15 protein-coding genes and 8 pseudogenes are annotated in these 22,107 nt (G+C 59.3%); 5 read left to right on the forward strand and 18 right to left on the reverse strand.

From position 1 onward, the window contains the following. Nucleotide 1: 1 nt before the first annotated feature. The 10 genes and pseudogenes from trbG to traI form a co-directional block, all read right to left on the reverse strand. Nucleotides 2–823: a P-type conjugative transfer protein TrbG gene (trbG, locus tag MF410_RS27665; RefSeq protein WP_003554506.1), complete on the reverse strand. Its 822-nt coding sequence runs from the start codon at nt 821–823 to the stop codon at nt 2–4. 15 nt (nt 824–838) lie between these two features. Then, complete coding sequence (locus MF410_RS27670) at nt 839–1,501, reverse strand: conjugal transfer protein TrbF (RefSeq protein ID WP_012760245.1); 663 nt, start codon at nt 1,499–1,501, stop codon at nt 839–841. Nucleotides 1,502–1,520: 19 nt separating this feature from the next. Then, the gene (gene trbL / locus MF410_RS27675) at nt 1,521–2,675 is read right to left on the reverse strand and encodes a P-type conjugative transfer protein TrbL (protein ID WP_275593037.1); all 1,155 of its coding nucleotides are present in this window, start codon (nt 2,673–2,675) and stop codon (nt 1,521–1,523) included. A gap of 20 nt (nt 2,676–2,695) precedes the next feature. Further along, complete coding sequence (gene trbK / locus MF410_RS27680; protein ID WP_003554501.1) at nt 2,696–2,893, reverse strand: entry exclusion protein TrbK; 198 nt, start codon at nt 2,891–2,893, stop codon at nt 2,696–2,698. Then, entirely contained in the window at nt 2,890–3,690 is an 801-nt protein-coding gene (gene trbJ / locus MF410_RS27685; protein WP_222149003.1) for a P-type conjugative transfer protein TrbJ, read from the reverse strand. The genes trbK and trbJ overlap by 4 nt, the downstream gene beginning before the upstream one ends. After that, nucleotides 3,662–6,110: pseudogene (locus MF410_RS27690) on the reverse strand (conjugal transfer protein TrbE). Before MF410_RS27690 ends, trbJ begins: the two are co-directional and overlap by 29 nt. A gap of 9 nt (nt 6,111–6,119) precedes the next feature. After that, nucleotides 6,120–6,419, reverse strand: a complete 300-nt coding sequence (locus tag MF410_RS27695; RefSeq protein ID WP_064649791.1) for a conjugal transfer protein TrbD — start codon at nt 6,417–6,419, stop codon at nt 6,120–6,122. Beyond that, a complete protein-coding gene (locus tag MF410_RS27700) occupies nt 6,409–6,789 on the reverse strand; it encodes a TrbC/VirB2 family protein (protein ID WP_097629539.1) in 381 nt (126 codons plus the stop codon). Before MF410_RS27700 ends, MF410_RS27695 begins: the two co-directional genes overlap by 11 nt. Further along, nucleotides 6,779–7,744, reverse strand: a complete 966-nt coding sequence (trbB, locus tag MF410_RS27705; RefSeq protein ID WP_222149005.1) for a P-type conjugative transfer ATPase TrbB — start codon at nt 7,742–7,744, stop codon at nt 6,779–6,781. Before trbB ends, MF410_RS27700 begins: the two co-directional genes overlap by 11 nt. Before the next feature lie 13 nt (nt 7,745–7,757). Further along, a complete protein-coding gene (traI, locus tag MF410_RS27710) occupies nt 7,758–8,381 on the reverse strand; it encodes an acyl-homoserine-lactone synthase TraI (protein WP_064649789.1) in 624 nt (207 codons plus the stop codon). Nucleotides 8,382–8,745: 364 nt separating this feature from the next. On the opposite strand from traI, the gene repA reads away from it, so the two are divergent. The 3 genes and pseudogenes from repA (at nt 8,746) to repC (ending at nt 12,492) form a co-directional block, all read left to right on the forward strand. Then, on the forward strand, nt 8,746–9,963 hold the full coding sequence (repA, locus tag MF410_RS27715) for a plasmid partitioning protein RepA (RefSeq protein ID WP_097629540.1): 1,218 nt from the start codon (nt 8,746–8,748) through the stop codon (nt 9,961–9,963). Next, nucleotides 9,948–10,989, forward strand: a pseudogene (repB, locus tag MF410_RS27720) (plasmid partitioning protein RepB). Before repA ends, repB begins: the two are co-directional and overlap by 16 nt. 237 nt (nt 10,990–11,226) lie before the next feature. After that, nucleotides 11,227–12,492 carry a plasmid replication protein RepC gene (gene repC / locus MF410_RS27725; protein WP_222135039.1) on the forward strand — a complete coding sequence of 422 codons (1,266 nt, stop codon included), beginning with the start codon at nt 11,227–11,229 and terminating at the stop codon, nt 12,490–12,492. A gap of 1,055 nt (nt 12,493–13,547) precedes the next feature. On the opposite strand, the pseudogene MF410_RS27730 reads toward repC, so the two are convergent. The 7 genes and pseudogenes from MF410_RS27730 to MF410_RS27760 all read right to left on the reverse strand — a co-directional run. Continuing rightward, a pseudogene (locus MF410_RS27730) lies at nt 13,548–13,628 on the reverse strand (Fic family protein); the annotation flags it as partial. Nucleotides 13,629–13,923: 295 nt separating this feature from the next. Beyond that, a pseudogene (locus MF410_RS27735) lies at nt 13,924–14,308 on the reverse strand (transposase); the annotation flags it as partial. Nucleotides 14,309–14,398: 90 nt separating this feature from the next. Next, nucleotides 14,399–15,565, reverse strand: coding sequence for an ATP-binding protein (locus MF410_RS27740; RefSeq protein WP_222135065.1), 1,167 nt, complete (start codon nt 15,563–15,565; stop codon nt 14,399–14,401). Nucleotides 15,566–15,812: 247 nt separating this feature from the next. Further along, nucleotides 15,813–16,961, reverse strand: a complete 1,149-nt coding sequence (locus tag MF410_RS27745; RefSeq protein WP_239620651.1) for a site-specific integrase — start codon at nt 16,959–16,961, stop codon at nt 15,813–15,815. Between the two features lie 357 nt (nt 16,962–17,318). Beyond that, a complete protein-coding gene (locus MF410_RS27750) occupies nt 17,319–17,771 on the reverse strand; it encodes a hypothetical protein (RefSeq protein ID WP_206099948.1) in 453 nt (150 codons plus the stop codon). A gap of 540 nt (nt 17,772–18,311) precedes the next feature. Beyond that, nucleotides 18,312–18,849 (reverse strand): annotated as a pseudogene (locus MF410_RS27755) (hypothetical protein). Between the two features lie 172 nt (nt 18,850–19,021). Beyond that, nucleotides 19,022–19,917 (reverse strand): annotated as a pseudogene (locus MF410_RS27760) (LysR substrate-binding domain-containing protein). Nucleotides 19,918–20,261: 344 nt separating this feature from the next. Between MF410_RS27760 and MF410_RS27765 the strand changes: the two are divergent. Next, nucleotides 20,262–20,525, forward strand: a pseudogene (locus tag MF410_RS27765) (aldehyde dehydrogenase family protein); the annotation flags it as partial. Here MF410_RS27765 and MF410_RS27770 read toward each other — a convergent pair. Further along, nucleotides 20,525–20,830, reverse strand: a pseudogene (locus MF410_RS27770) (aldehyde dehydrogenase family protein); the annotation flags it as partial. The pseudogenes MF410_RS27765 and MF410_RS27770 overlap by 1 nt on opposite strands. Nucleotides 20,831–20,925: 95 nt before the next feature. Between MF410_RS27770 and MF410_RS27775 the strand changes: the two are divergent. Then, complete coding sequence (locus MF410_RS27775; protein WP_239620654.1) at nt 20,926–21,849, forward strand: LysR family transcriptional regulator; 924 nt, start codon at nt 20,926–20,928, stop codon at nt 21,847–21,849. Nucleotides 21,850–22,107: the final 258 nt, after the last annotated feature.

The following is a 22,107-nucleotide window of genomic DNA, read 5'->3' on the forward strand; positions in this document are numbered from 1 at the left end:
GTCACCCTCCCCTGCGAATGGTGATCTTCTGCTTGTGCTTTCCAACACCGGAGATGAGAACCGCGCGGTCGATATTATAGTCCACCACCATCATGTCGTTCTTCATTCGGTAGTTGACGACCCGATTTTGGCCGCCTGAGACGACAAAAAGCACCGGCGCGTCCTGACCGGCGATCGAGCGGGGAAACTGGATGTAGGTCTTCATGCCGTCCGAATAGACGCGCATGGGCTTCCACGAGGCTTTGCCGCTCACCGAATAGGCGAAGGTCAATTGCTCCGACGGGACGCCTGCTCCCGGCGTCCTTCCAGCTTCGAGGCGGGCGTTGACATCGGCAAGCTTGCTCGACACATCTTCCGGATAGTCGAAGCCGACGCGCGCCATGTACTGGCTTGTGTGTGATTTGAGCTGGATATGATAGGTCCGGCGCGAGGTCGTCACCACCATGGAGGTGACGAGGCCCGGTTCCGACGGTTTGACGATGAGATGGATCGCCTGGCCAGCCGCAGCACCGGACGTTGCCGGTTCGACCTTCCATCGGACAGTGTCACCGACAAGCACATCGCGAACGACCTCGCCGCCCTGAAGCTCGATGTCGCAGACCTGCAGCGGCGAACACACCACCGACGGCTGAGTTTCTCCAAACAGGAAGATGACCTTTCCATCCTCCCCCTTGGTGACGAGCCCGGTGGCCCCGCGCCACTTTCCCGAAAGGTTCGCGCCCTTTGCTTCGTTTGCGGTCATGCTCTGCGCCGTGGCTCCGTTCGTCGTAAGGACGACGATCCAAGCGCAGCCAAGGGCCGCGAGATATGTTGCTCTTCTCATTGAAGTTCCCTGCCCTTAAAGCTGCGCGGTCCACTCGAAGTCTTTCAGATAAAGGCCGATCGGATTAAGCCTGATCACGCCCTCGTCCTGTGGCGCCGTCAACGTAACGGTCGCAATTCCGCGGTATCGGCGTGTTCCGGTTTCCTTGCCCTTCCGATCGCGCTCGAATTCCGTCCAGTCGATTTGGTAGGACTGGTTGGAAAGGGCGACGATGTTGCTGACTTCGATCGCAACTGTCGCGTTCTTGGCTTTCTCGAATGGCGAATTGCCGCGGAACCAGGCATTGATTTTCTCGGTGGACGGGTCGGATGTCCGCAGCAGCGCATAGGTCCGATCGATGTATTGCTTCTGAACGACGGCGTCTGGCGTCACCGACCGGAAGCTTGTGACGAACCCACCGAGCGTGGCGCGAACCACCCGTGGGTCGGCATATTCGATCTGCTGGGGAAAGCCCGCGCTGACCGAGGTCCCAAGCTTGTCGACTTCGACGATATAGGGGACGAGTTTGACCTGCGTGCTCAAATATAGCGCATAGACGAAGCCGATTACGGCCATTGCCAGTGCGATCATGCCGACAACGCGCCACGCTGCCGCCGCCCTGACATAGGAACCATATCGTTCGTTCCATTCCTGCCTGGCGGCGAGATATGGGTTCTCAGGGGCGCGTTGCATTGCCATCGACCGATCCTTGCAGTGATTATTTTTTGTCGTCGCGAGGCGGCGACGGGCGCAAACCGCCGCGTGCCTGGGCCTGATCGAGTTTCGCATTGGCAAGTCCAAGTAGAGAGCCGGCATGGGCGCCGGGTGAGCCGATCGCCTTTTCCTTGACCGCGGATCCGACCGCTTCGCCCGTCGCGCTCAATCCCGCACCGATGCCGCGCAAGGTAGCGCCCGTCATGGACGCACCCTCGGCACGCGCAGCACGCGCGGCGGCAAAGCCCGCGCTGGCGCCACCGCCGGCTAGAAGCCCCGCGCCCAGTGCGAATGATGCCGCCTGCCCGCCGTGGCGAATCACCTCCATGCCGCCGCTGACGGAGACGCCTTGGACGACACCCTGCAGAATGCTTGGGACGTAGATCGATATGATGAAGACGACAACTGATAGGCCGGCGATCGCCAGGCTGGTGATGAGTTGCTGCTCCGCCGCGACTGATGCCTCGGCCAAGCCGATGAGAACCTCCGAGCCGATGCGCGCGATCATTACCAGTGCCATCAACTTCATACCGACTGAAAACGCATAGACGAGATATTTGACTGCGAAGTCCTTGGTGAAGGATGAACCACCTAAGCCAAGCATGATCATGCCGGCCAACAAGCCCACATACATCTCGACGATGACAGCGATGAACACCGCAGCGACGAGCGAGAACGCGATGACGACAACAACCATGGCGAAGACGGCGGCAATAGCCAGAGAGTTGTCCTCAAAGAGGCCGAACTGAACCTGTTCGGACATTTTGTCCGCGACCTCTATGCCTGCGTCGAAGATCGCGGCCGGAGAAGCGGAGCCACCTTCCGCGCCTAACTGGTATAGGCTGTCCACCACCGCTTTGGCGAGGGCTGGTCCCCGATCCAGGATAAAGGCAAAGAGACCGACGAACATGATCCGGCGAACGAGTTCTGCGAACCAACTATCCAGTGACGCAGCTTGGAGCGCTAGCCATACTGCTGCTATTCCAATTTCTATCCCGGCCAGGATCCAAAAGAGCGACTGAGCTGCCCGTGACACCGTCAACTCCCAATCCTTCGCAGCATTAACCACCTGGTTTTCCAGGGTCGAGAGCGCCGATCCTTGCTGGGCGAAGGCTGGCCCTACCGCCACGATCGCAAGGCCGATCGCAAGCATGATCAATCCGAGCGTCCGTCGTGAGCTTACCACCTTGTCCGCATCTCCTGTCCGTGCCTCAGATACCGCTTCGTCAACGGCTTAAAGAATTCCCTCAGGCGTTGTTCGGCGGCTGTCGCGGTCGTCGAGGGAGGATAGAAATGCGTGTCGACCACGATGAGGATCGTTGCGGTGGCTACTCCAACCGTACCCACGCGGAAAGCAATGATCGCGAAAGGGCTCACCAGCGCGGCTCCATCATTTGTCCATCGGGGATTCCTCTTCCCGCGGGAGCGAAAAACTTCTCTCTTCTCTTCTGCGCCAGGTCCCTGTCGGTCTGGTTTGCCTGAAACCAGGTGCCCATCATCGTCATTTGCTGGGAAAGTAGACCGCGCAGCTTCTGCAGCTGGGCGACCTGCTGCGCCGCGATCTGGTGGCCGACCTGCAGGGCCTTCATCTGCCCGTCCGCGCTTTGCGACATCGAGCGGAGCGAGGCCATGGTGGATTCTTCGGTCTCGAACTGATCCGCCGTCAGGCTTGCGGCCTCCAAACTGCCCGCGATCGTGTCACGGTTGGTGTCGGACCAGGACTGATAGGTCGAGGAGTAGCTCGTCCCGTCCGACAGGTTGGTCTTGAGATCCGCATAGCTCGGGAAACGCTGGTTGAGGATATCGTCGGCGTTGCCCATGGAAAAGGCGATCCCCTGCCCCTGCGAGACGACACTCTGCAGGCGCTTGAGGTCACTCTCGACTTCGCCCCAGATGTGGTTGGGAAGCTGCGCTGTATTCTGCAGCATGTTTTGGTAGATTTTCAGCTGGTTCTGGATCTGCTCGGCGAGCTGGCTGATCTGGGTAAGCTGGTTTTCGACCTGGACGCCGGAGCTTTCGAGCAGCTTGATCAGCTCGGCATTGTTGGCAAGCTGTGTCCATTCCGTTGCCGCGCCCGTCGCGCTGCCGGCGTTTGCAGGATCTGGCTGAACGAGTGCGCTTGACACGGCTGCGACCAGCAGAAGCCTATGCGTCTTCGAGAAGCGATGCAGCATCCTTGATCCCTCTCTTTTGGAGCCAGTGAAGCGGCCATTCAGGGCCATGTTCGTGATGAAGCGCACGGATATGCTTCAAGTCGTCCTTGCTCGACGCGCCGACGAAAGAGAGCGTCAGCGGGCCAAGGGCCATGTCGAACAGGCGGCGCCCTTCGGGGGACGCGACGTAGTATTCCCGCTTCGGTATGGCGGTCGCTACGATCTCGATCTGCCGTTCGTTGAAGCCGATCCGTTCGTAGAAATCCCGGGTGCCGGCCTCGCGGGCTGCACCGTTCGGCAGGCAGATTTTCGTTGGGCAGCTCTCTTTCAGGACATCGATGATGCCAGAGCGTTCGGCATCCGAGATCGACTGGGTTGCAAGCAACACCGCGCAATTGGCTTTGCGCAGCACCTTGAGCCATTCCCGGATTTTGTCGCGGAATACCGGATGACCGAGCATCAGCCAGGCTTCGTCGATGACGATGAGGCTTGGTGCGCCGGTGAGGCGCTTTTCAATGCGCCGGAAGAGATAGGTGAGCACCGGCACGAGGTTTCGCTCGCCCATGTTCATGACTTGCTCGATTTCAAACGTCTGAAAAAGGCCCAGTTCGAGGCCGTCGCTCTCGGCGTCCAGCAACTGGCCCATCGGGCCGTCGACGGTGTAGTGATGGAGAGCATCCTTGATCTCGCGCATCTGAACGCCACTGACGAAATCCGAGATCGAACGACCGGGAGCCCCGTCCATCAGACCGATCTGGCGGGAGATGGCGTTGCGGTGATCCGGCGTGATCGTGATTCCCTGCATCGCAACCAGGCTTTCGATCCACTCCGACGCCCAGGCACGATCGCCGTCCGATGACAGTTCGGAGAGCGGGCAAAAGGAAAGCCCGGTGTCTTCGTCGGCGCCGATCTCGTAGTGATCGCCGCCGCAAGCAAGTGTCAGCGGCAGCATTGAACGGCCTTTGTCGAAGGCGAAGATCTGGGCGTTCTCGTAGCGGCGGAACTGTGCTGCGATCAACGCAAGGAGCGTCGACTTTCCTGAGCCTGTCGGACCGAACACCAGGGTATGGCCGACGTCATCGACGTGAAGGTTGAGCCGAAAGGGCGTGGATCCAGTCGCGACCTGCATGAGCGGTGGTGAATCGGGTGGGTAAAACGGGCAAGGTGCCTGCGGATTCCCGGACCAGACGGAGTTGAGCGGGATGAGATCGGAGAGATTGCGCGTGTTGATCAGCGGCTCGCGAATGTTGCAGTACCAGCTTCCAGGCAGACTGCCCAGATAGGCGTCGGTCGCATTCAGTGTCTCGATCCGTGCGCCAAAGCCCTCGGCTTGGATGAGACGCCGGATCGCCTCGGTCTTGTCGTTAAGTCGTTCGGCATCGTTGTCGAACAGCACGACGACTGGTGTGTAATATCCATAAGCGACGAGCTGTGACGACGCTTGTGCGATTGCATCCTCGGTCTCGGCGACCATCGATATTGCGTCTTGGTCGACCGAGCGACTTTGCGTCTGGAAAAGTTGGTCGAAGAAAGGTCGAACTTTCTGCTGCCACTTTTTGCGGGTGCGCTCGAGACGCACCCTCGCCTCCTCGGCGTCGAGGAAAATGAAACGCGACGACCATCGATAGCCAAGCGGCAAAGAATCCAGGCTGTTCAGGATGCCCGGCCAGCTCTCGGACGGAAGGCCGTCGATTGCCACCACGCCGAGAAAACGGTTCTCCACCTTGGGAGCAAGTCCGTGCTGAAGCTCGGCGGTCACGATCCAGTCGAGGTACATCGGAATGTCGGGGACCCTGACAGGGTGGTTGTCGCCTGTGACGCAAAAGCGGATGAACTGCAGCAGTTCGTCATAGCGAGCAACGCGCGTGCCGTCGCGCTCGGCGGTCTCCCGCGTCAGCATTCGCCTGATGGAAATGATGTTGGCGAGATACTGTTCGACTTCCCGGATCGCATTGCGGAAGATGAAGAGCACGGTGTCGGCATAGGATTGCTTTCGACTGTCTTCGTCGGAATAGATGTACTTGCTGAGCCTCGATCGACGCTGCTCGGTCGGCCGATAGGTCGCAATGATGGCGTGGCGGCTTTCGAAATGCCCCTGCTCGCGTTCGAAGTGGGCTCGTCGTTCCTCGTCGATCGCCAGAAGTCACCGGATCGGGGAAATGTGATTTTCGAGCCGAGGCATAGTCGACCGTCGCGAGCCGGACCGCCTCTACCTGGATCATCCAACCGGAACCGAGACGGGACAATATGGCATTGATCTGGCGCGACACCTCGTTCCGCTCGAAATCGGTGGAGCTTTCGGAGTCAGGTCCGGCAAAATACCAGCCGGCCATCAGTGAGCCATCCTTGAGCAGAAGGACGCCGTTGTCGACAAGACCTGCGTAGGGGACGAGATCCGCGAAGGACGGCGCCGTGTGACGGAAAGCGCGAAGGGATACCATCTTTGCCTCTCAGTAGCGTCGCCAAGGGGAGGACGTGGCCCGGTACGAGGGTCTGTAGGCCATGTGACGGATATACACGCGTCTCATCAGTGGATCGGCTTTTGCCATCATCCTCAACGCCGCGACGATGACGATCCACAGCGTCGCTCCGAACAGCGCGGAATAGATCGTCAGGACGACAAAGATCAGGATGATCGCCGCAAGTCCCGTGATCAGTACCAGTTCCCGGTCCGCGCCCATCAGGAGGTTGGGGCGAGAAAGCGCGCGATGTATGGAATTGCGCTGCAAGGTGGTCGCCTCAACCGCCATTACCTGCCCTCCCCTCTTCGCCATTACGGGTCTTCAGGTTGTGATCGGCAATGCCGATAGAGGCGCCCGTCGCGCCGAACAGGCCGACGATCTGGGTTGCGCCGAGCAGAATGCCGGCAACGAGCACCACATACATAAGCCGGCGGGCGAAGTCGTTGAGTTCTCCGCCGAAGATCAACATGCCGCCTGCGATTGCGACAGCAGCAAGTGCGATGAACCCGGCAACCGGACCGGTGATCGACTCTTGGATTTGTTGAAGAGGATCTTCCCAAGGCAGGCCGCCGCCCGAACTTGCCCAAGCCGGATCAATTAGGATGAAGGCCAACGCAAGCGCGACGGCGGCGAGGTCTATCGAGCGTTCAAGCCGCATGCTGCATGTCTCCATAAGTCTCGAGCTGATACTCGCCACCTATAAATCCGTGAACGCGCAGGATATCGCTGACGCGGCGGCCTTTTGGGGTTCGATCGATCGAGATGATCAGGTCAACTGCCTCGCCTATGACTGCTTGAATCGGTTGTCTGCTGACCTCTGCGGTCAGTTGTTCCAGCCGTCGAAGCGCCGATTGCGCGGTGTTTGAGTGAATGGTCGCCACTCCGCCCGGGTGGCCCGTGTTCCAGGCCTTAAGGAGTGTGAGCGCCGCGCCGTCGCGAACCTCGCCGACGATGATTCTGTCCGGCCGCAACCTCATGGTGCTCTTCAGCAGCTGCGCCATGTCGACACGATCGCTCGTGCGCAATGCGACCGCGTTGCTGGCGACGCATTGGATCTCGACCGTGTCCTCGAGAATGACCAATCGGTCGTTCGGAGTCTGCTCGGCGATCGCAGCGACAACCGCATTGGTCAGGGTCGTCTTGCCCGATCCTGTCCCCCCGCAGATGACCATGTTCCACCTCCTATCTATCGCCTGGCGGATTATGAGGGCTTGGCCGGCCGTCATAACGCTGCTTGTCAGATAGTCTTCGAGCCGGATGCGCTGCGACGCTCGCCGGCGGATCGAAAAACACGGCGCGGGGACGATCGGGGGCAGCAGGCCCTCGAAACGATGGCCGCCAAGGGGCAATTCACCAGAGACGATCGGCTTTCGGTCGCCCACCTCGGTATTCAACACGTGGGCAACGCAGCCGATGGCGACCTCGGCTGCGCGCTTTTCCATCTGGCCGGCATGGGCGATCCCGCGTCCAAAACGCTCCACAAACAGATTTCCGTCGGGGTTCAGCATGATTTCGACGACGCTCGGATCGTTGAGGGCAAGGCAAAGCTCCTCGCCAAGAGCGTCCTCGAGTTTGCGGATGAGGCGCGGCAGCGCCAGGGTCGGTATCGACATCGCGGCTGCCTGCTTATGCCGCATGCTGGCGCCGCGCACCGAATGCGGAACGATAGGCGTGCGGTCTGACCCGTTCGAAGTTCTCCCAGCTGACCGGCAGGATGCCGGCCACGCTCAGCGTCTCATTGATCATGATCGGCTGACCAAGGCGCAGCATCGGCCAGCCGGCGCGCCGCAGGATTCGCTCGAAGCGAACATCCGTGGCTGTTGCGATTTCGCGGTAACCCTGATTTAGGCACCATTCGAGGATGCCTGCGAACATGCCGAACGTGACGTCGCTCAGGCCCCCTTCCCCGGCCCCACGGGACCGCGCGGTATCGACGCAGAAACGAGAGCTTTCGATCATGGACGGATCGGCGTCGAGCCGTCCTGCCGAAAGAAGCTGCGGGAAGACTTGCTGCAGCATGGTCGGACCGATGGCTGGCAGCAGCCGTGCGCAGCCGATCACCACGCCATCCGATAAGGCTAGAACATAGGTCGGTTCGAATTCGTCGAACTGATCGCGCTCCCGCCCGTTGGACCTGGAAACGTTCCAGGCGAGCCGGTCAGCGAAAACCCGCGACCGCAGCCTGTACATTTGATCGAGAAGGGCCGCGTCCTTGCGCGATTTCGTCGTCTTGAGTGCTATCAGCTTCATGATCCCGCTCCGCAATTAGGCTGGTCTGCGGATCCTGGTTTGCGGAAAGCGGCGGGTTGGTTCCAGTCGCAAATCTGTGAGTCGCGCATGGTTCAGGGCCGATGGCGACGCTGCGTTGCGCGCCGGGGCGACCGGCCGACACTGGGTCCCACTCGCAAAACTGCGGGTAAAGCGACAGGGGCTGAAGGCCACTTGATCATCTTAAGCATATGAAAAATATGGTGAAGGCCTGCAACACATTGCAGGCAACAGGTCATTCGTTAAGTTTTCGTTAACCAAAGAACGTTTGACGACTCACGCGATAACTGCAACCTTTGCGACGGAAAATGCGCGATGATCGGTGAAAAACCGTCGCGAGGTGAAAATGGATCAGATGACGACACGCAAGCCAACGAGCGAATCCTCCGCTGTGAAGATTACACGCCAATCGCAGATGTTGTCAGCGCAGTTGCAGTCTCTTCGCACCCATATGTATCCGCCGGAGGCGATGAAATCGTTGCGCACGTTTACCTCGCGTGACGTGGCCACCATGCTTGGGATCGCCGAATCGACCCTCCGACAGATGTCGTTGGACGGTGAAGGTGCAATGCCCGAGCGGCTGGAGAATGGCCGCAGGAGCTACACGCTCGCCCAGGTCAATGAGATCCGTCGATACCTGGCGGTGAAGCGGCCCATGGAAGCTTTGGATTTCTTGCCGCGCCGGCGTCCCGGTGAGAAGCTGCAGGTTATCGCGGTTGCGAACTTCAAGGGCGGATCGGCCAAAACGACGACGACCGTTCATCTCGCCCATTATCTCGCTCTGACGGGTTTGCGGGTGCTCGCGATCGATCTTGATCCGCAGGCATCCTTGTCGGCCATGTTCGGCTACCAGCCGGAGTTCGATGTCAGCGACAATGAGACGATATATGCGGCCATTCGCTATGACGACGACAACCGCCGGCCGCTGCGCGACGTCATCCGTAATACCTATTTTGACGGAATTGATCTCATACCCGGCAACCTGGAGCTCATGGAATACGAGCATGAGACGCCGCAGGCGATCGCAAGCGGCGGCGGGCGCGGCGACGGGATCTTCTTTCGACGTCTCGGCGCCGTCATAAACAGCGTCGAGGAAGACTATGATGTCGTCGTGATCGATGCGCCGCCGCAACTGGGTTATCTGACCCTGGGCGCGCTTTGTGCTGCGACCTCACTGCTGATTACCGTTCATCCGGCGATGATCGACGTTGCCAGCATGAACCAGTTCCTGGCGATGATGAGCGATGTCATGCACGTCATCGAGGAGCGTGGCGGTGTTCTGGAACACGATTTCATTCGATATGTCATCACCAGGCACAATCCGAACGACGTGCCGCAGGTGAACGTCGTCGCGCTCCTGCGCTCCCTGTTCGGCGAGGACGTGCTGGCGCCAGCGGTGGTGGACACGACCGCAATCGCCAGTGCCGGCCTTGAGAAGAAGAGCCTTTACGAAATGGCGCGTGGTTCGGTTGGTCGAGATACGCTCACGCGTGCCCTGGATTCCGTCGACGCGGTCAATCTCGAGATCTTCAACCACCTCAAATCGGTATGGGGACGGTCATGACGAATGCCAAAGAACGCTCCAGTCGGATGAAAAGTCTTTTTGCGAATGTCGATTCCGCGGAGTCTTGCCAAGCAAATTTCAGCTGGGCCCGCGGTCAAAGTCGGATCTGGAGCCGTCAAGTCGATGGACCGGGCCTTCGTTGCCGTCGAAGAGGAGAATGAACGCCTCCGCCTGCAATTGAGCAGTTCTGAGGCCATCGTCGAAATTGACTCCGCTCTTGTCGTTCCTTCCTTTGTCAGGGACCGCCTTGATATTGAGGGAGATCCGCAGTTCCAGGGTTTCGTCGAGGGCATTCGGGAAAACGGCCAGAGACTTCCCATCCTCGTTCGCCCCTCCCCCGACAGGCAGGGCTACTTTCAGGTCGCGTACGGGCACAGGCGCTTGCGCGCCTGTCAGATCCTTGAACGGCCGGTGAGAGCGATCGTGCGCGATCTCTCCGACGATGAACTGGTGGTCGCTCAAGGTATCGAGAATACCGAACGCGCCAATCTCTCCTTCATCGAGCAGGCGTTCTTTGCCGCGACCCTCAAGGCGCGCGGCTTCCGGCGGGAGACGATCGCCGCCGCGCTCGGCAGGGCGGATGGCAAGCTGACCTACGTTTCGATGCTGATTGGAATCGCAGAACAGGTCCCCGCGGAACTGATCGGCAGAATTGGTCCGGCTCCATCGATCGGCCGCCCCAAGTGGGAAAAGCTCGCCGCCCATTTCAAGGATGGCAAGGCTCCGGCCGCGGCCCAGGCGATCATCGATAAGGTGACCTCGACGGCTGTATGGGCCGCTGCCACGAGCGATCACCGCTTCGCCGCGCTGATGAGCGCGCTCGAACACAAGGCGGCGCGAGGAAGTCAGGGCGAAGAGGTCGACGTCGGTGGCGGCGCCGTAATCACTGCGAAATCCTCGCGTTCTTCAACGCTTATCACGATTCCGGAAAGCAAGGTGCCGGGCCTCTCGGCTTGGCTCGTCGAAAGGCTTCCGGCGCTGGTGGAGGAGTACCGAAAGCAAACGGGAGAGGCGCCGATGGGGTAGGCTAATTCAGAAATAGGAAAGGGCTCACCGACGGCAATCGGCGAACCCTTGAATCCTAGCCGACAGTACGAAAACGTCCCATCGACATCAGCTCTTACAAACTGATTCTATGACGGACCGCTGGCACAATCAACCCCTGCGTAACAGCCGGGAATGAAAAACTGTGCCCGTCTGCCGGCTTTCATCAACAAGAATCTCGATGGAGCCGCACGCCAAGGCGTTGCGGGCAGCTAGCCCATGACAGAAGCAACGGCAATCGCATCGTTCAGGCGCGTCAGTCCGGCCATTCTCGCAAGCGCGCGTATGGCGATGGCCAACGACATACCGGACACCTCGAAGTCGGAGATCTCTCTCCTGCTGAAAAAGGCAGCGCCGATCCTTGGGATCGACGGCACGACCTATCATGTTTTGGACATTCTCCTTGGCCTCTCGCGCGCTGATGACTGGAAAGGCGGCGGGCGACCGATCGTTGCCATCTCGAATGCCAAGCTTGCCGAATATACGCTGCGCTCCGAGCGCACAGTGACACGTTGCCTGCGCAGGATCGTCGAGGCTGGGATCGCCGCCTACCGTGACAGTCCGACGGGCCGGCGTTTCGTGTACCGCGACAGTGACGGGATAGTTGCCAGTGGCTTCGGGCTTGATTTCACGCCAGCGCGCGTACGGCTCGCCGAGATCAGGGAGAGCGTCGAGAACTATCAAAGGGAACTCAAGGCCAGCCAGGATGCACGTCGCGCGGTCACGAGGGTTTCCAGGGCAATCATCGATGCCTGCGAGGCGTTCCCGGAAAAGGCAGATATCTGGAGGAGCGCTGCGCAAGCAATCATCGACGGCGTTGCCGACAGGGCCGAACAGGCAAGCGGTCTCGAATCAATCCACGCAGAGGTTCTTGAGTACGCTGAACAACGTTTCCATGAGCATAGTATGTCATGCGCGGGTGACATCAGCGTCACCTCTATTATTAATACAACCCCTAAAAACCTTTCTGATAGTAATCAACGGACCCGCTCTCACGAGCGAGACATAATTTCAACTGACGACGGCTCCGCCGTCGAAATGGCTTATGAAAATAAGCCTCAAGCAGCGGCGGGTGACATGCAATCCCGGTTGCCGCTGGTGGAAACGACAGTTGGTGATATCCAAGGTGCCGTTCTAGCTACGGTGCCGGTTGGCTTGCTGCAGGTCGGGTGCCGGGCGGCGCAGGAATGTGTCAGCGTGGAGTTTGACGGATGGTCCGATGTTGTCGGGGCGGCCGAAATGATGCGGCGCATGATCGGCCTGTCGGAGGCTGCATGGGTAGACGGCGTAGGGCGGGTCGGCCGTTATGCAGCCTCCGCCATCTTAGCGACCGTGCTCGAAAAATCCTTGCGTGATCCGGAGCTGATTGCAAAGCCCGGGGGCTATTTCCGTGCAATGGTCGACCGGGCGGTCGATGGAAGTCTTCACCTCTCAAAAAGCCTTCACGGTCTTGCCGGTAGCGAGATGAACAAGCGGAATAGATAGGCGAAAAAGTAACAGCTGTTACCCCGCCCTTGGGCTTGAGGAACGGGTCCATCGCGCCGAGTTTGCGTTATAGGCGCTACGGGAAGTGATCGAGTTCAAGGGGGTGGCCTTGGTATCTGGCTCGGATGGGCGGCAATGGAGCGGTGCATACAGGAAGAGTGGTCGTTTCGACGGGTATCCGTTTGCGCCGAACGTCAATGCAGCCATATTGCATCTGGATTTCACAGCAAGACGGCGAGGGCTGGCAACTGCACTGAAGTATCTGCCCTCAAAGCCGTGGCCGACTAGCGTCATTCCTCGTGTCCACTGAAAGACCCTGCCTGGCTGCCGATCTTGAACACCCTCCGACGTGAATGTGTCGCCGTTGATTGTTCAGTATCGATCACGGAGATCAGCGTCGACGGTTCTGGCGGTTGCGATCTCGCTCCCTGCCTGCGTGCTTCATGCTTTTCGGCGGTGAAAAGCTTTGCGCGCCCTTGGAGTTACTCGGCTCGCAGAAGAACATGGGTGTTGGAGGGCATAGGCGAAGGAGGTCTTCGAATGTTCATTAAGGAAGCTATGCCACCTGTTTCGTCGCGCTTGTGCCCCGCTGGAGATAATTGTGCATTGATGCCTAGAGGTCCCGAACTTGTAGTCGGGGTGTGCGGCACCCGCCAAGCAGAAGAGTCCCAGGTATGACGGCAATGGCGCTTTCGGGTGTGAGTTCTGGGGGCCGTCTCGCCCGGGAGAGATGGACGGGTGGGGGTGCCGATCGTCGCCTCGTTTTCCCTCCTCTATCCGACATAAGCTGCTTATCCACGGACGGAGAGGGCCGGGCAGGGTCCGGTCGACACACCCGTTTGGCCGGGACATCAACTGAATTTTTTTATTGGTCGCGTTGGGCGAACCACGCGATCTCAATAAGAGGGACTCAAAAGGTAACAGCTGTTACCTTTTGAGTGCATACAAGGATGTGACCCTTCTCTTACCTCAAAAAGCTCACTCACTAAAAGCGACACAGCTTCGGGGAACTTCGGACGTTACCGGTAGGTGCCGAGCGGTCTGACGTTCAAAGTGTGACGAATTGCGCCGATCACTTCCCCCGAGGACAGAAGGAATCGGCTTTCGAGTGGTTCAAGCGGCGCATGAACATAGATGAAATGCGGCCAACCTTCCTACGTCCAGTTCCACTTCATGAGTTATAGGCGGCCTCTATAACTCACGATAATTTATTGCGATGAGTGATAGAAATGAACTCTATCGCTCATGTAATGGATCAAAGGTGGTCGCGGAGACCCAGAGAGCACCTTGAAAGGTTCGAATCGACGTCATCCAAAGGACAGCAAACCCATGTGTCGGCAATCAAACGCGCCGCGTTCGGCTGCGTTACAACCAGCACTCAAAGCGTATGAGCATGCGTCAGCAAAGGATCGGATGTGGACGTTTTTCGGAGGGTGAGTGTGGCCGCAAGTACCAGAGCCGAGCACCAGCGTTGCGGATCATCTGACGGATGGCGGTCGACTTGTGGGAGCCGAGATTATCCATCACGACGATGTCGCCGGGTTTGAGCGCTGGTACGAGTTGCTGCTCGACATAGGCGCGAAGCACTCACCGTTGATCGGTCCATCGAAGACACAGGGTGCGGTGAGCCGATCGCAGCGCGGTGGCCGCCCATCTTCCCAGGCGCGACAGAACCGCTCGAACGATAACGCTGCCACCACTTTACCGCTGAAGACACGGCAATACCGTACTGCGCCGCAACCGACCGGCAGCTCTCACGGGCTTCGATTGCAGCAACAATACGCTCACGAAGATCATTGGAAAGAGGTCGCGTCATTCGATGCTGGCCTCCACTCCAGCCAGCATCTTGAATCACAAAACACCCAAAAACGGAATCCCTGCCGATTCAACTAAATCCGGATACGCCCTAAGTAAGACTAATCAGAGCTTTGCCTATCGAGGCTAGCGGCATTGCTTCCACATCGTGCTTTAGGGGGAAAGTTTCCTGCCCAGGGTAAACGACGATGCGTCGTGCCGGGTCGAGATCTTCACATGCAAGATAGAAGCCTTTCTCGAGTTTCGGTGTCAGGCTCCGCTTGATTTCGATAGCCCAAGGTCGTTCGCCCGGGGGCGTTAGAAGAACGTCGATCTCGGCACCAGCCGACGTCCGATAAAAATTGCACTGAGTTCCGGGCGGCGCTGCTGCAATCAAGGTCTCGATCACGAATCCTTCCCAGCTTGCTCCGGCGACCGGGTGCCCGAGAAGGTCCTCCTGAGTGGTCAGTCCCAAAAGGGTGTGGGTGATGCCGCTATCGCGAACATAGACCCGCGGTGATTTGACCAGGCGTTTGCCAATGTTCGCGTGCCAGGGCTCTAGGCGTCGTACGAGGAGTAGATCAACCAGGAGATCGAGATAGGAGGCGACCGTCTTGCCATCGACGCCGAGCGAACGCGCAAATTCCGCGGCATTTAGCAGTCCTGATTGGTGATGCGCAAGCATGGTCCAGAAGCGCCGCAATGTCTCGGCTGGAATGCGAGGACCAAGCAAGGAAATGTCTCGTTCCAGATAGGTTAGAATAAAGTCTTGCCGCCAGCGCTGGCTTTCACGATCACTCGCTGCTAGGAAACTATCTGGGAAGCCGCCCCGCACCCATAGCGTATTCAGATCGTCAACTGGCACTTCCAGGCCGTCGATCGGACCCATTTCAAGGTAGGCGATGCGACCGGCCAGCGTCTCACCCGACTGTTTCAATAGATCGATAGATGCGGACCCGAGCAGCAGGAAATGGCCAGCCTTTCTTCCATTTCGCCGGCCCCGGTCGATAAGCCCACGCAAGTTCTGAAAAAGATTTGGTAGCCGGTGAACCTCATCCAGGATAACGAGCTTGTCGCTGTGCTGGCTGAGATATAGTTCCGGCTCGGTGAGTTTGGCGCGGTCGGCATCCGATTCCAGGTCGAGATAGATTGATGGGCGCTGTTCGGCTATGGCAAGCGCCAGCGTCGTCTTGCCGACCTGACGCGGGCCAATGAGCGCAACGGCGGGGCTCGAATCGATCAACTCAATCAGTTTTGTAGATATTCGACGTTCAATCATCCTTGCATTTATGGAGGGTAATTCCGTAATTGCAAGGACAATATGTTGAGTTTGGGCTGTATCAGTTGGCGCGTCGCGCGGCGTACACATTGGTGTGTGCCTAACGGCTCGCCGCGCCGGTCGCGCTGGCGACTGTCTGGGACGGCCGCGAAATTCCCCGCCTCGGCATGGGATGCTCGGCGATCAATGGCCTCTCCTCGGTGACAGAAGAGCGCTGCATCCGCGCGTCGCATACGAACATCATATATCACACCATCTGAGCCGCCCGCCCGCTTCGACGTGTCGCGCTGTTGTAGTAACTTGACGCTTGTTGAATCGAGCGGTGGCGGGACTGCTCCATCGCCTCCGGCAGAGGGATGCCACGGTTTGCCGCCTCGGTCAGATATCCAGATCGTAGCCCGTGCGCGGAAAACTCCCCAGGATCCAACCCAGCCATCTCCGCTCGCTGCTTGAGGATGGCATTGATCGACTGCGGATCGATCGCCCGCCGCGACACTGTCCCCCACCGCCCGATCGCCCGAAACACGCTCCCGCTCTCGATCTTCGACGCCGCCATCCAGGCATTGAGTGCCTCTACCGGCCGGCCCGTCAGATAGACGACGTCGTCCTGTTCGCCGCTGCTGGTTTTGGTGCGACCGAGATGGATGGCGAGGGAGGGGAGGGGGGTACCATTCTCGACCGGGATCGGCGGTTCGATTGTCAACTGCTCCTTGCGCAGCCCGGCGATTTCGCTCCGCCTTCTCCCGCCGGAGGCAAAGGCCACCATCAGGATCGCCCGGTCGCGCAGATCACGCAGGCTATCGGTCGCGCAGGTCGCCAGCAATTTGGCCAGCACGTCGCCGGTGACCGCCTTGGCGCTCTTGCGACCCCGCGTCCGGGGGACGGCGCGCACGGCGAGACGAATGGCCGACTTGAGGGCAGGGGAGGCGAAGGCACCATTGAGGCCACGCCATTTGCTCAATGTCGACCAGTTGGCCAGTCGCCGGCGCACCGTCGATGGCGCGTGCGGGCCAACGGATTTGAGAAACCCCTGTTGCCGAAGCTTTTCGTCGACGTCTGCGGGCATGCCGTGATCCGCATCCGTCTCGCGGCGCTGCGGGTCCCAAAGGTGGTGGGCGACGAATTTCAGCAGCAGCGCCTCGGGCGCCGGCCAGGGCAGGGGGTTTCCGGTCGCCGCCAGTCCCCAGGCTTCAAGGTAAGTGAGATCCGAAGTCAGCGCCCGCAGCGTATTGTCGCCCATGCCTTGGTTGACGAGATGGCGCAGCGTCTCGACATCGTGGTCGCTCAGTAGCTCGGCGAGCTCGTTACGGCGTTCGATCGGCAGGACGGCGGCGATCGTGTCGAGTTCTTCGGCGCGCCGCTCAACCGCGGACAATGATTTCTTGGGTTTGGCCACAGGCGCTCCAAAAGCACGGTCTCGGCGGCCTCCATGGCCGTGATTTGCTGCGATTCTTTCTGATTTGCGGGTCGAAATCAATCTACCATCGATAAGAGGTACTTATCGATGGTTACAATGCCAACTGTTCTTCCGCTTCTCTAACGGAAGCAAATTGGCCAATGAATTCCACTTGGTGATTTAGTTACCATGATTTCATAATGTTACAATCTTCCAAACTAATGGATTCATGGCTGATGCTCGTAAGCGGGGCTGATTTGATGGCCGTGCCGACACAATCAGCATGTCTGACGCCGAGCAGGGTGCTCGAAGGGCCGAGAGCGTTCAGGCGCGAGCTGCAACCAGGGAGGCCAGGGGTCACCTCGGCCCGCACGACCAGATCCCGCACCACGCAATCCTTGTAGCCCTTAAGCGCGATCCGGGTGGTGCGTTGGCAGGCAGCACCTCTTCGCGCGTGACGCTGCCCTTGTCGCCTTTCGGCCCGCGACGCCGCGCAGGCTTTCGGCTGCCGGCAACCGTTTTGTCACTTGTTGCCTGTTCTATGCCCGACGGCCTGAAGGGTGGGCGCGGCGGCAGGTTTTTAAGCCGCGCAATCTCGTCGCGCAGAAGCTGGTTGTCGACCTTCAGCCGCGTGTTCTCTACCCTGAGCAGGTCGTTGTCTTCACGAAGCTTTCGGTTGTCAGCCTCAAGCTTCTCGATCCGGATTTCTGCCCGATCAGCCCGCTCCACCAGACCAGTCACCAACTCCCGCAGCGCCTTCAGCGACAGCGTGTCGGCATGCGCGGCCAGGGGGAGGCGGCGCTTCGTCATAAAGCAAGTGAATCATGATTCACAAATAACAGGAATCCCTTCTGCCACCAGATCTGCTCCAGTTACGATGCTCGGTGGCTGGGTCAGATTCGGTGGCAACGCCCACTATTATGCGCTGTCGCACCGGCACGATCATTCCAAACGCCGGCTCCAGCCTAGCTTTTTAGGCGCGGACAAATCTCAGAATAGGCCTTCAGCGTCCTCCAGCTGATAGCCCTGCAAGGCCAACATGGGATCGAGTGATGGCGGGGGCAAATGGCCCTGACAACTAAGGGTGATAAAGATCCCGGTTCTCATCTCCAAAATTGCGGCATCATCTCCTAAGTGCTCGACAAAACGCCGGTTAGCAAAGTTACGGTCCTCAACGGGTGTGATATCAACCAGCTCGCCACTGGGGCTCCGTAAAACGGAGTGAGCGGTTTACCCGCGACTATCAGGGCCAAAGCTTGCGTAGCAAAGCCATCCTCGCACTGGCGCATATTCAATGTGGTGTTTCACCCGAACTCATCATCATGTCTCGGCGTCTTCATACTCTGTCGATCAACGAATTAGGCCATCGAGATCGAAGTCTTCCCAGCCCCGGAGGCTCGACGCAGCCCTCGCTCTCTTCTCGGCCTTCGCCTTCGCATCCTCAACGCGCCACCATCGACGGCACCACGGTCAAGACGATCCTCAACCACCTTCGGATCAAAGACTCTGGCGGGCGCGTCCCGCAAGCCTCACGGTTCTCGTTCCAGCGCTCGGAAGCCGGCCGTCTGCAAGCCAGCGATGCCGCTCGCTCGTCTTCATGCCGAGGATATCCTGGATCTCGCGCGGGATGACGGGCAGGGATGGCGCTTCTTCTAACGCTTTGGAGACGACCGAAGCCACGGCATTGAAAGCAGCCTTAGCATCGGCTGGCATTGCCAAGATAAGATCAACTCCTTCGAGGGAGATCGCTTTCTTGGAACATAGGTGGGAGTCGCGCCTGGATCTCCTGGAGAAGCCCCTTTGCCCTCACTAACGACCCCATGGTGACCGCTGTCGACAAGGTCCACGTCCTAATCAGCTCGATGTCGCTCTTCTCGTGTTTCGCCATGCGGCCTAGATGGTGTGAACCGCATGGTCGGTCAATGCATCCGGTCCGCAACATCGTGATGAATGTGTGGCGGTGTCCGGCGACCGGCGGAGACGCAATCACGGTCTCGATCAATGTTGGAAACCGGCAACATCGAGACCAAGCAGCAGTCGCAGGATGCAACCTCGGGCGCTCAACCTCTCGCGAACTCGCGGGCAGCCTGAATGAACGCGGTGAAAGCGGCCGGGGGTTCTTCCTGCCGGGGTAGTACAGAGCTAGTGGCGCCAGAGACGGTGTCCAGTCTTCCAACACACGTACAAGCCGACCGGCAACGATGTCATCCCGCACGTCCGCCTCCATAACGTAGCCGAGACCGATGCCATTCCGCGCCGCGATCCTGACAAGACTTGACTCGTCCAAGGTGATCGAACCCTGCACGTCGATCTGTAGCGCTTCCCCGTCCCTCTCGAATTTCCATCGGAACAGCGCGTTGTTGGGAAGACGGGCGCGGATGCAGCGAAACCGGTAGAGGTCGGCTGGGACGTTTGGCGTGCCATGCGTACGCAGGAATTCCGGCGACGCGACAACGGCGTTGCTGCGTTTGAGGCCGAGTGGTACGGCGATCATGTCAGCGGGGACGAGATCCGCTGGCCTCAGGCCAAGGTCGAAGCCCGCTGCGACGATGTCGACGATCCGGCCTTCAGTGACCAGGTCGACATGCACCTGCGGATAGCGCTGGAGGAACGAGAGGATTAGCGGTTCCATCACCTCTCGGGCGGCGGTGGCAAACGCATTGATGCGCAGTGTGCCGGTCGGAACCTCCTGTAGCGACTGGGCCGCCTGCATCGCGTCACGGATATCGGTCACAGCCGGCCCAACCCGCTCGACAAAGGTTCGCCCCGCATCGGTCAGCGACACGCTTCTTGTCGTCCGGTTGAACAGGCGGATGCCCAGTCGCTGCTCAAGCTTCCCGATGGAATTGCTCAAGGCAGTGGTGGATATGCCCAGATCAAGGGCGGCGGCTCGGAAGGACCCGATGCGGGCGATCGCCAGAACGGCATCGAGTTCAGCGAGAACGGATCGGGTCATTGTCCCTCTTTTCGCAACGTTTCATCCTCGTTTATCCGGCTTATCCCGTCAATAAGGGTGGTCTACCTTTCTGTCAGTCGACGTCAAAGAGTCGAACCACGTCGATACAGAGAGAATGACTGGAGGACCGAATGACGATCAAATTACCAAAGGCCATCGAAGCCTATTTCGAGGCAGACCGGACAGGCAGTCCGGATGCCATCGCTGGCACCTTCACCGAAAACGGCATCGTGAAGGATAAGGGCAAGACCCATATGGGACGCGATGCTATCCGCGCATGGATGGCCGATGAGGCTCAGCAATACAGCTACACCGTGGAACCCTTTTTGATCACCATCCCCCATGCTGCTTCGAGTTTTCTGACCATGGCATCCGTTCTGGAGGACTATGAATTCGAACGCTATAGGGGCCGCGCGCGGGTGGTCATGCAGCCGTCTGGCGTCGCCGCGGCCATCACTCCCTGGAACAGCAACATCGGTTTCATCACCTCGAAGCTCGCAACCGCCATCGCCGCCGGTTCGACGATCGTCATCAAGCCAAGCGAGATGAGCGCGACCCAGACGCAGATCCTGACCGAGTGCCTGCATGAAGCGGGCCTGCCGAAGGGCGCGAACCGTGTGAAGTTTTGCGGAGCGCCATATTCGAGCGCCATTGCTTGGGTAAGATCGGTAACGCGCCCGGCGACGGCGGCGTTCAATCGGTTCAGCATGTCGATGCGCTCGGCCTTCGACGTGCGTGAGAATGCGGGGAAGGCGCGCTTCGCCGCGGCGACGGCGTCCCGCGCGTCTTCGACGCCGGCAAGCCGGACCGTTCCGATCTTCTCTTCCGTGGACGGATTATGAAGATCGCCCGTTTCGGTGCCCTTTGGCGTGACGAACTCACCGTCGATATAGATGTTGTCGAGGTTGCGCATGTCTAACTCCTTTCGACTGTCAGGCCTATCTGGCATTTCTCCATTGTCCTGATAAGCTGGCTAAAATTGCTCAGCCTGATAGGGAATTACGGACAATGATGCGTGGCTCGCTCGCCGAACTCGAAGCAGTTCTCGCTGTGTCTTCCCAAGGTGGTTTTCGGGCCGCAGCGAGCGAGCTTGGAATCCCGTCGTCCTCGCTGAGCCAGCAGATCGCCGCGCTGGAGGCGCGTATGGGCGTTAGACTGTTCAACCGCTCGACGCGGAGCGTGGTCCTGTCAGCCGCGGGCGAACAGTTCGTGGCGAGCGTCGGTCCGGCGCTGGAGGCAATTCGCAGCGCCGTCGAGCATGTCGACGAGCATCGTGCGGAAGCCACGGGTATCTTGCGCATCAACACGTCGGTGGGTGCGACCCGCATGATTCTGACGCCACTGATCCTGGAATACATGCGCAGAAACCCGCAGATGGCGGTGGAGATTGTCACGGAGGGCGCGCTGGTCGACGTCAATGCCAAGGGCTTTGACGCCGGGATCAGAATCCGAGAGGCTGTTCCCCATGACATGGTCGTCGTTCCGATCGGCGACACTGTCGGTCCGGCCATAGTCGGTTCGGTCGACTATCTTCGCCGCCATGGCAGGCCTCATGTTCCGGCCGACCTTCAGAACCACATGTGCATCCGCGCCCGGATGGCGAGCGGTACGCTCTATCGCTGGGAGTTCGAAAAGCGAGGAGAGAGCTTCACGCTTGACGTTCCCGGCAAGCTCACGCTCGACGACAGCGACCTGATGCTCCGGGCGGCCCGAGAAGGAGCCGGACTTGCCTATCTCAACGAACGGCAGGTATCAGACGACGTCGCCGCTGGAAGGCTGGAGCAGGTTCTTGCCGACTGGACCCCGCCCTATCCGGGGCTCTGCCTCTATTATCCCGGAAGACGGAATATCCCCGCCAAACTGCGGCGGTTCGTCGATCTCATCAAGGACGTTCGGCATAGCAGCCACATTGAGAGCCCGCCTCAGGACTGAAGAATTTCTCGCCAGGGCTCCGGTAACCCGGAGACTTCAGCAGGCCCATCCGACTATGCGTTGCTTTGCGGAATGAGCTCACCGCGCGGGGCGGTTCCAAGCACTATTGCGTACAGCGTAACGGCGCACTGTCAAACATGAGTATTCAGGCCGCTGATCGCCCGTTGCATCCTGTTCGCATGGATCGGGAACGGACCCGGCCTTCAATCAGGAGCGATCACATGAAACTTTATCACCATCCGCTGTCGGGCCACGCCC

Origin of the sequence: Rhizobium sp. C104 (assembly GCF_022354505.1) — a bacterium.
Classification (GTDB): domain Bacteria; phylum Pseudomonadota; class Alphaproteobacteria; order Rhizobiales; family Rhizobiaceae; genus Rhizobium; species Rhizobium redzepovicii.

Excerpts from the sequence above, each read along its gene's own strand:
- MF410_RS27700 (WP_097629539.1), bottom strand. The coding sequence starts at position 6,789 with ATGCGGCTTGAACGCTCGATAGACCTCGCCGCCGTCGCGCTTGCGTTG.
- MF410_RS27670 (WP_012760245.1), bottom strand. The coding sequence starts at position 1,501 with ATGGCAATGCAACGCGCCCCTGAGAACCCATATCTCGCCGCCAGGCAG.
- traI (WP_064649789.1), bottom strand. The coding sequence starts at position 8,381 with ATGAAGCTGATAGCACTCAAGACGACGAAATCGCGCAAGGACGCGGCC.
- trbB (WP_222149005.1), bottom strand. The coding sequence starts at position 7,744 with ATGTCGATACCGACCCTGGCGCTGCCGCGCCTCATCCGCAAACTCGAG.
- repA (WP_097629540.1), top strand. The coding sequence starts at position 8,746 with ATGGATCAGATGACGACACGCAAGCCAACGAGCGAATCCTCCGCTGTG.
- MF410_RS27740 (WP_222135065.1), bottom strand. The coding sequence starts at position 15,565 with ATGATTGAACGTCGAATATCTACAAAACTGATTGAGTTGATCGATTCG.
- repC (WP_222135039.1), top strand. The coding sequence starts at position 11,227 with ATGACAGAAGCAACGGCAATCGCATCGTTCAGGCGCGTCAGTCCGGCC.
- trbJ (WP_222149003.1), bottom strand. The coding sequence starts at position 3,690 with ATGCTGCATCGCTTCTCGAAGACGCATAGGCTTCTGCTGGTCGCAGCC.
- trbG (WP_003554506.1), bottom strand. The coding sequence starts at position 823 with ATGAGAAGAGCAACATATCTCGCGGCCCTTGGCTGCGCTTGGATCGTC.
- MF410_RS27750 (WP_206099948.1), bottom strand. The coding sequence starts at position 17,771 with ATGACGAAGCGCCGCCTCCCCCTGGCCGCGCATGCCGACACGCTGTCG.
- MF410_RS27695 (WP_064649791.1), bottom strand. The coding sequence starts at position 6,419 with ATGGCGGTTGAGGCGACCACCTTGCAGCGCAATTCCATACATCGCGCG.
- MF410_RS27775 (WP_239620654.1), top strand. The coding sequence starts at position 20,926 with ATGATGCGTGGCTCGCTCGCCGAACTCGAAGCAGTTCTCGCTGTGTCT.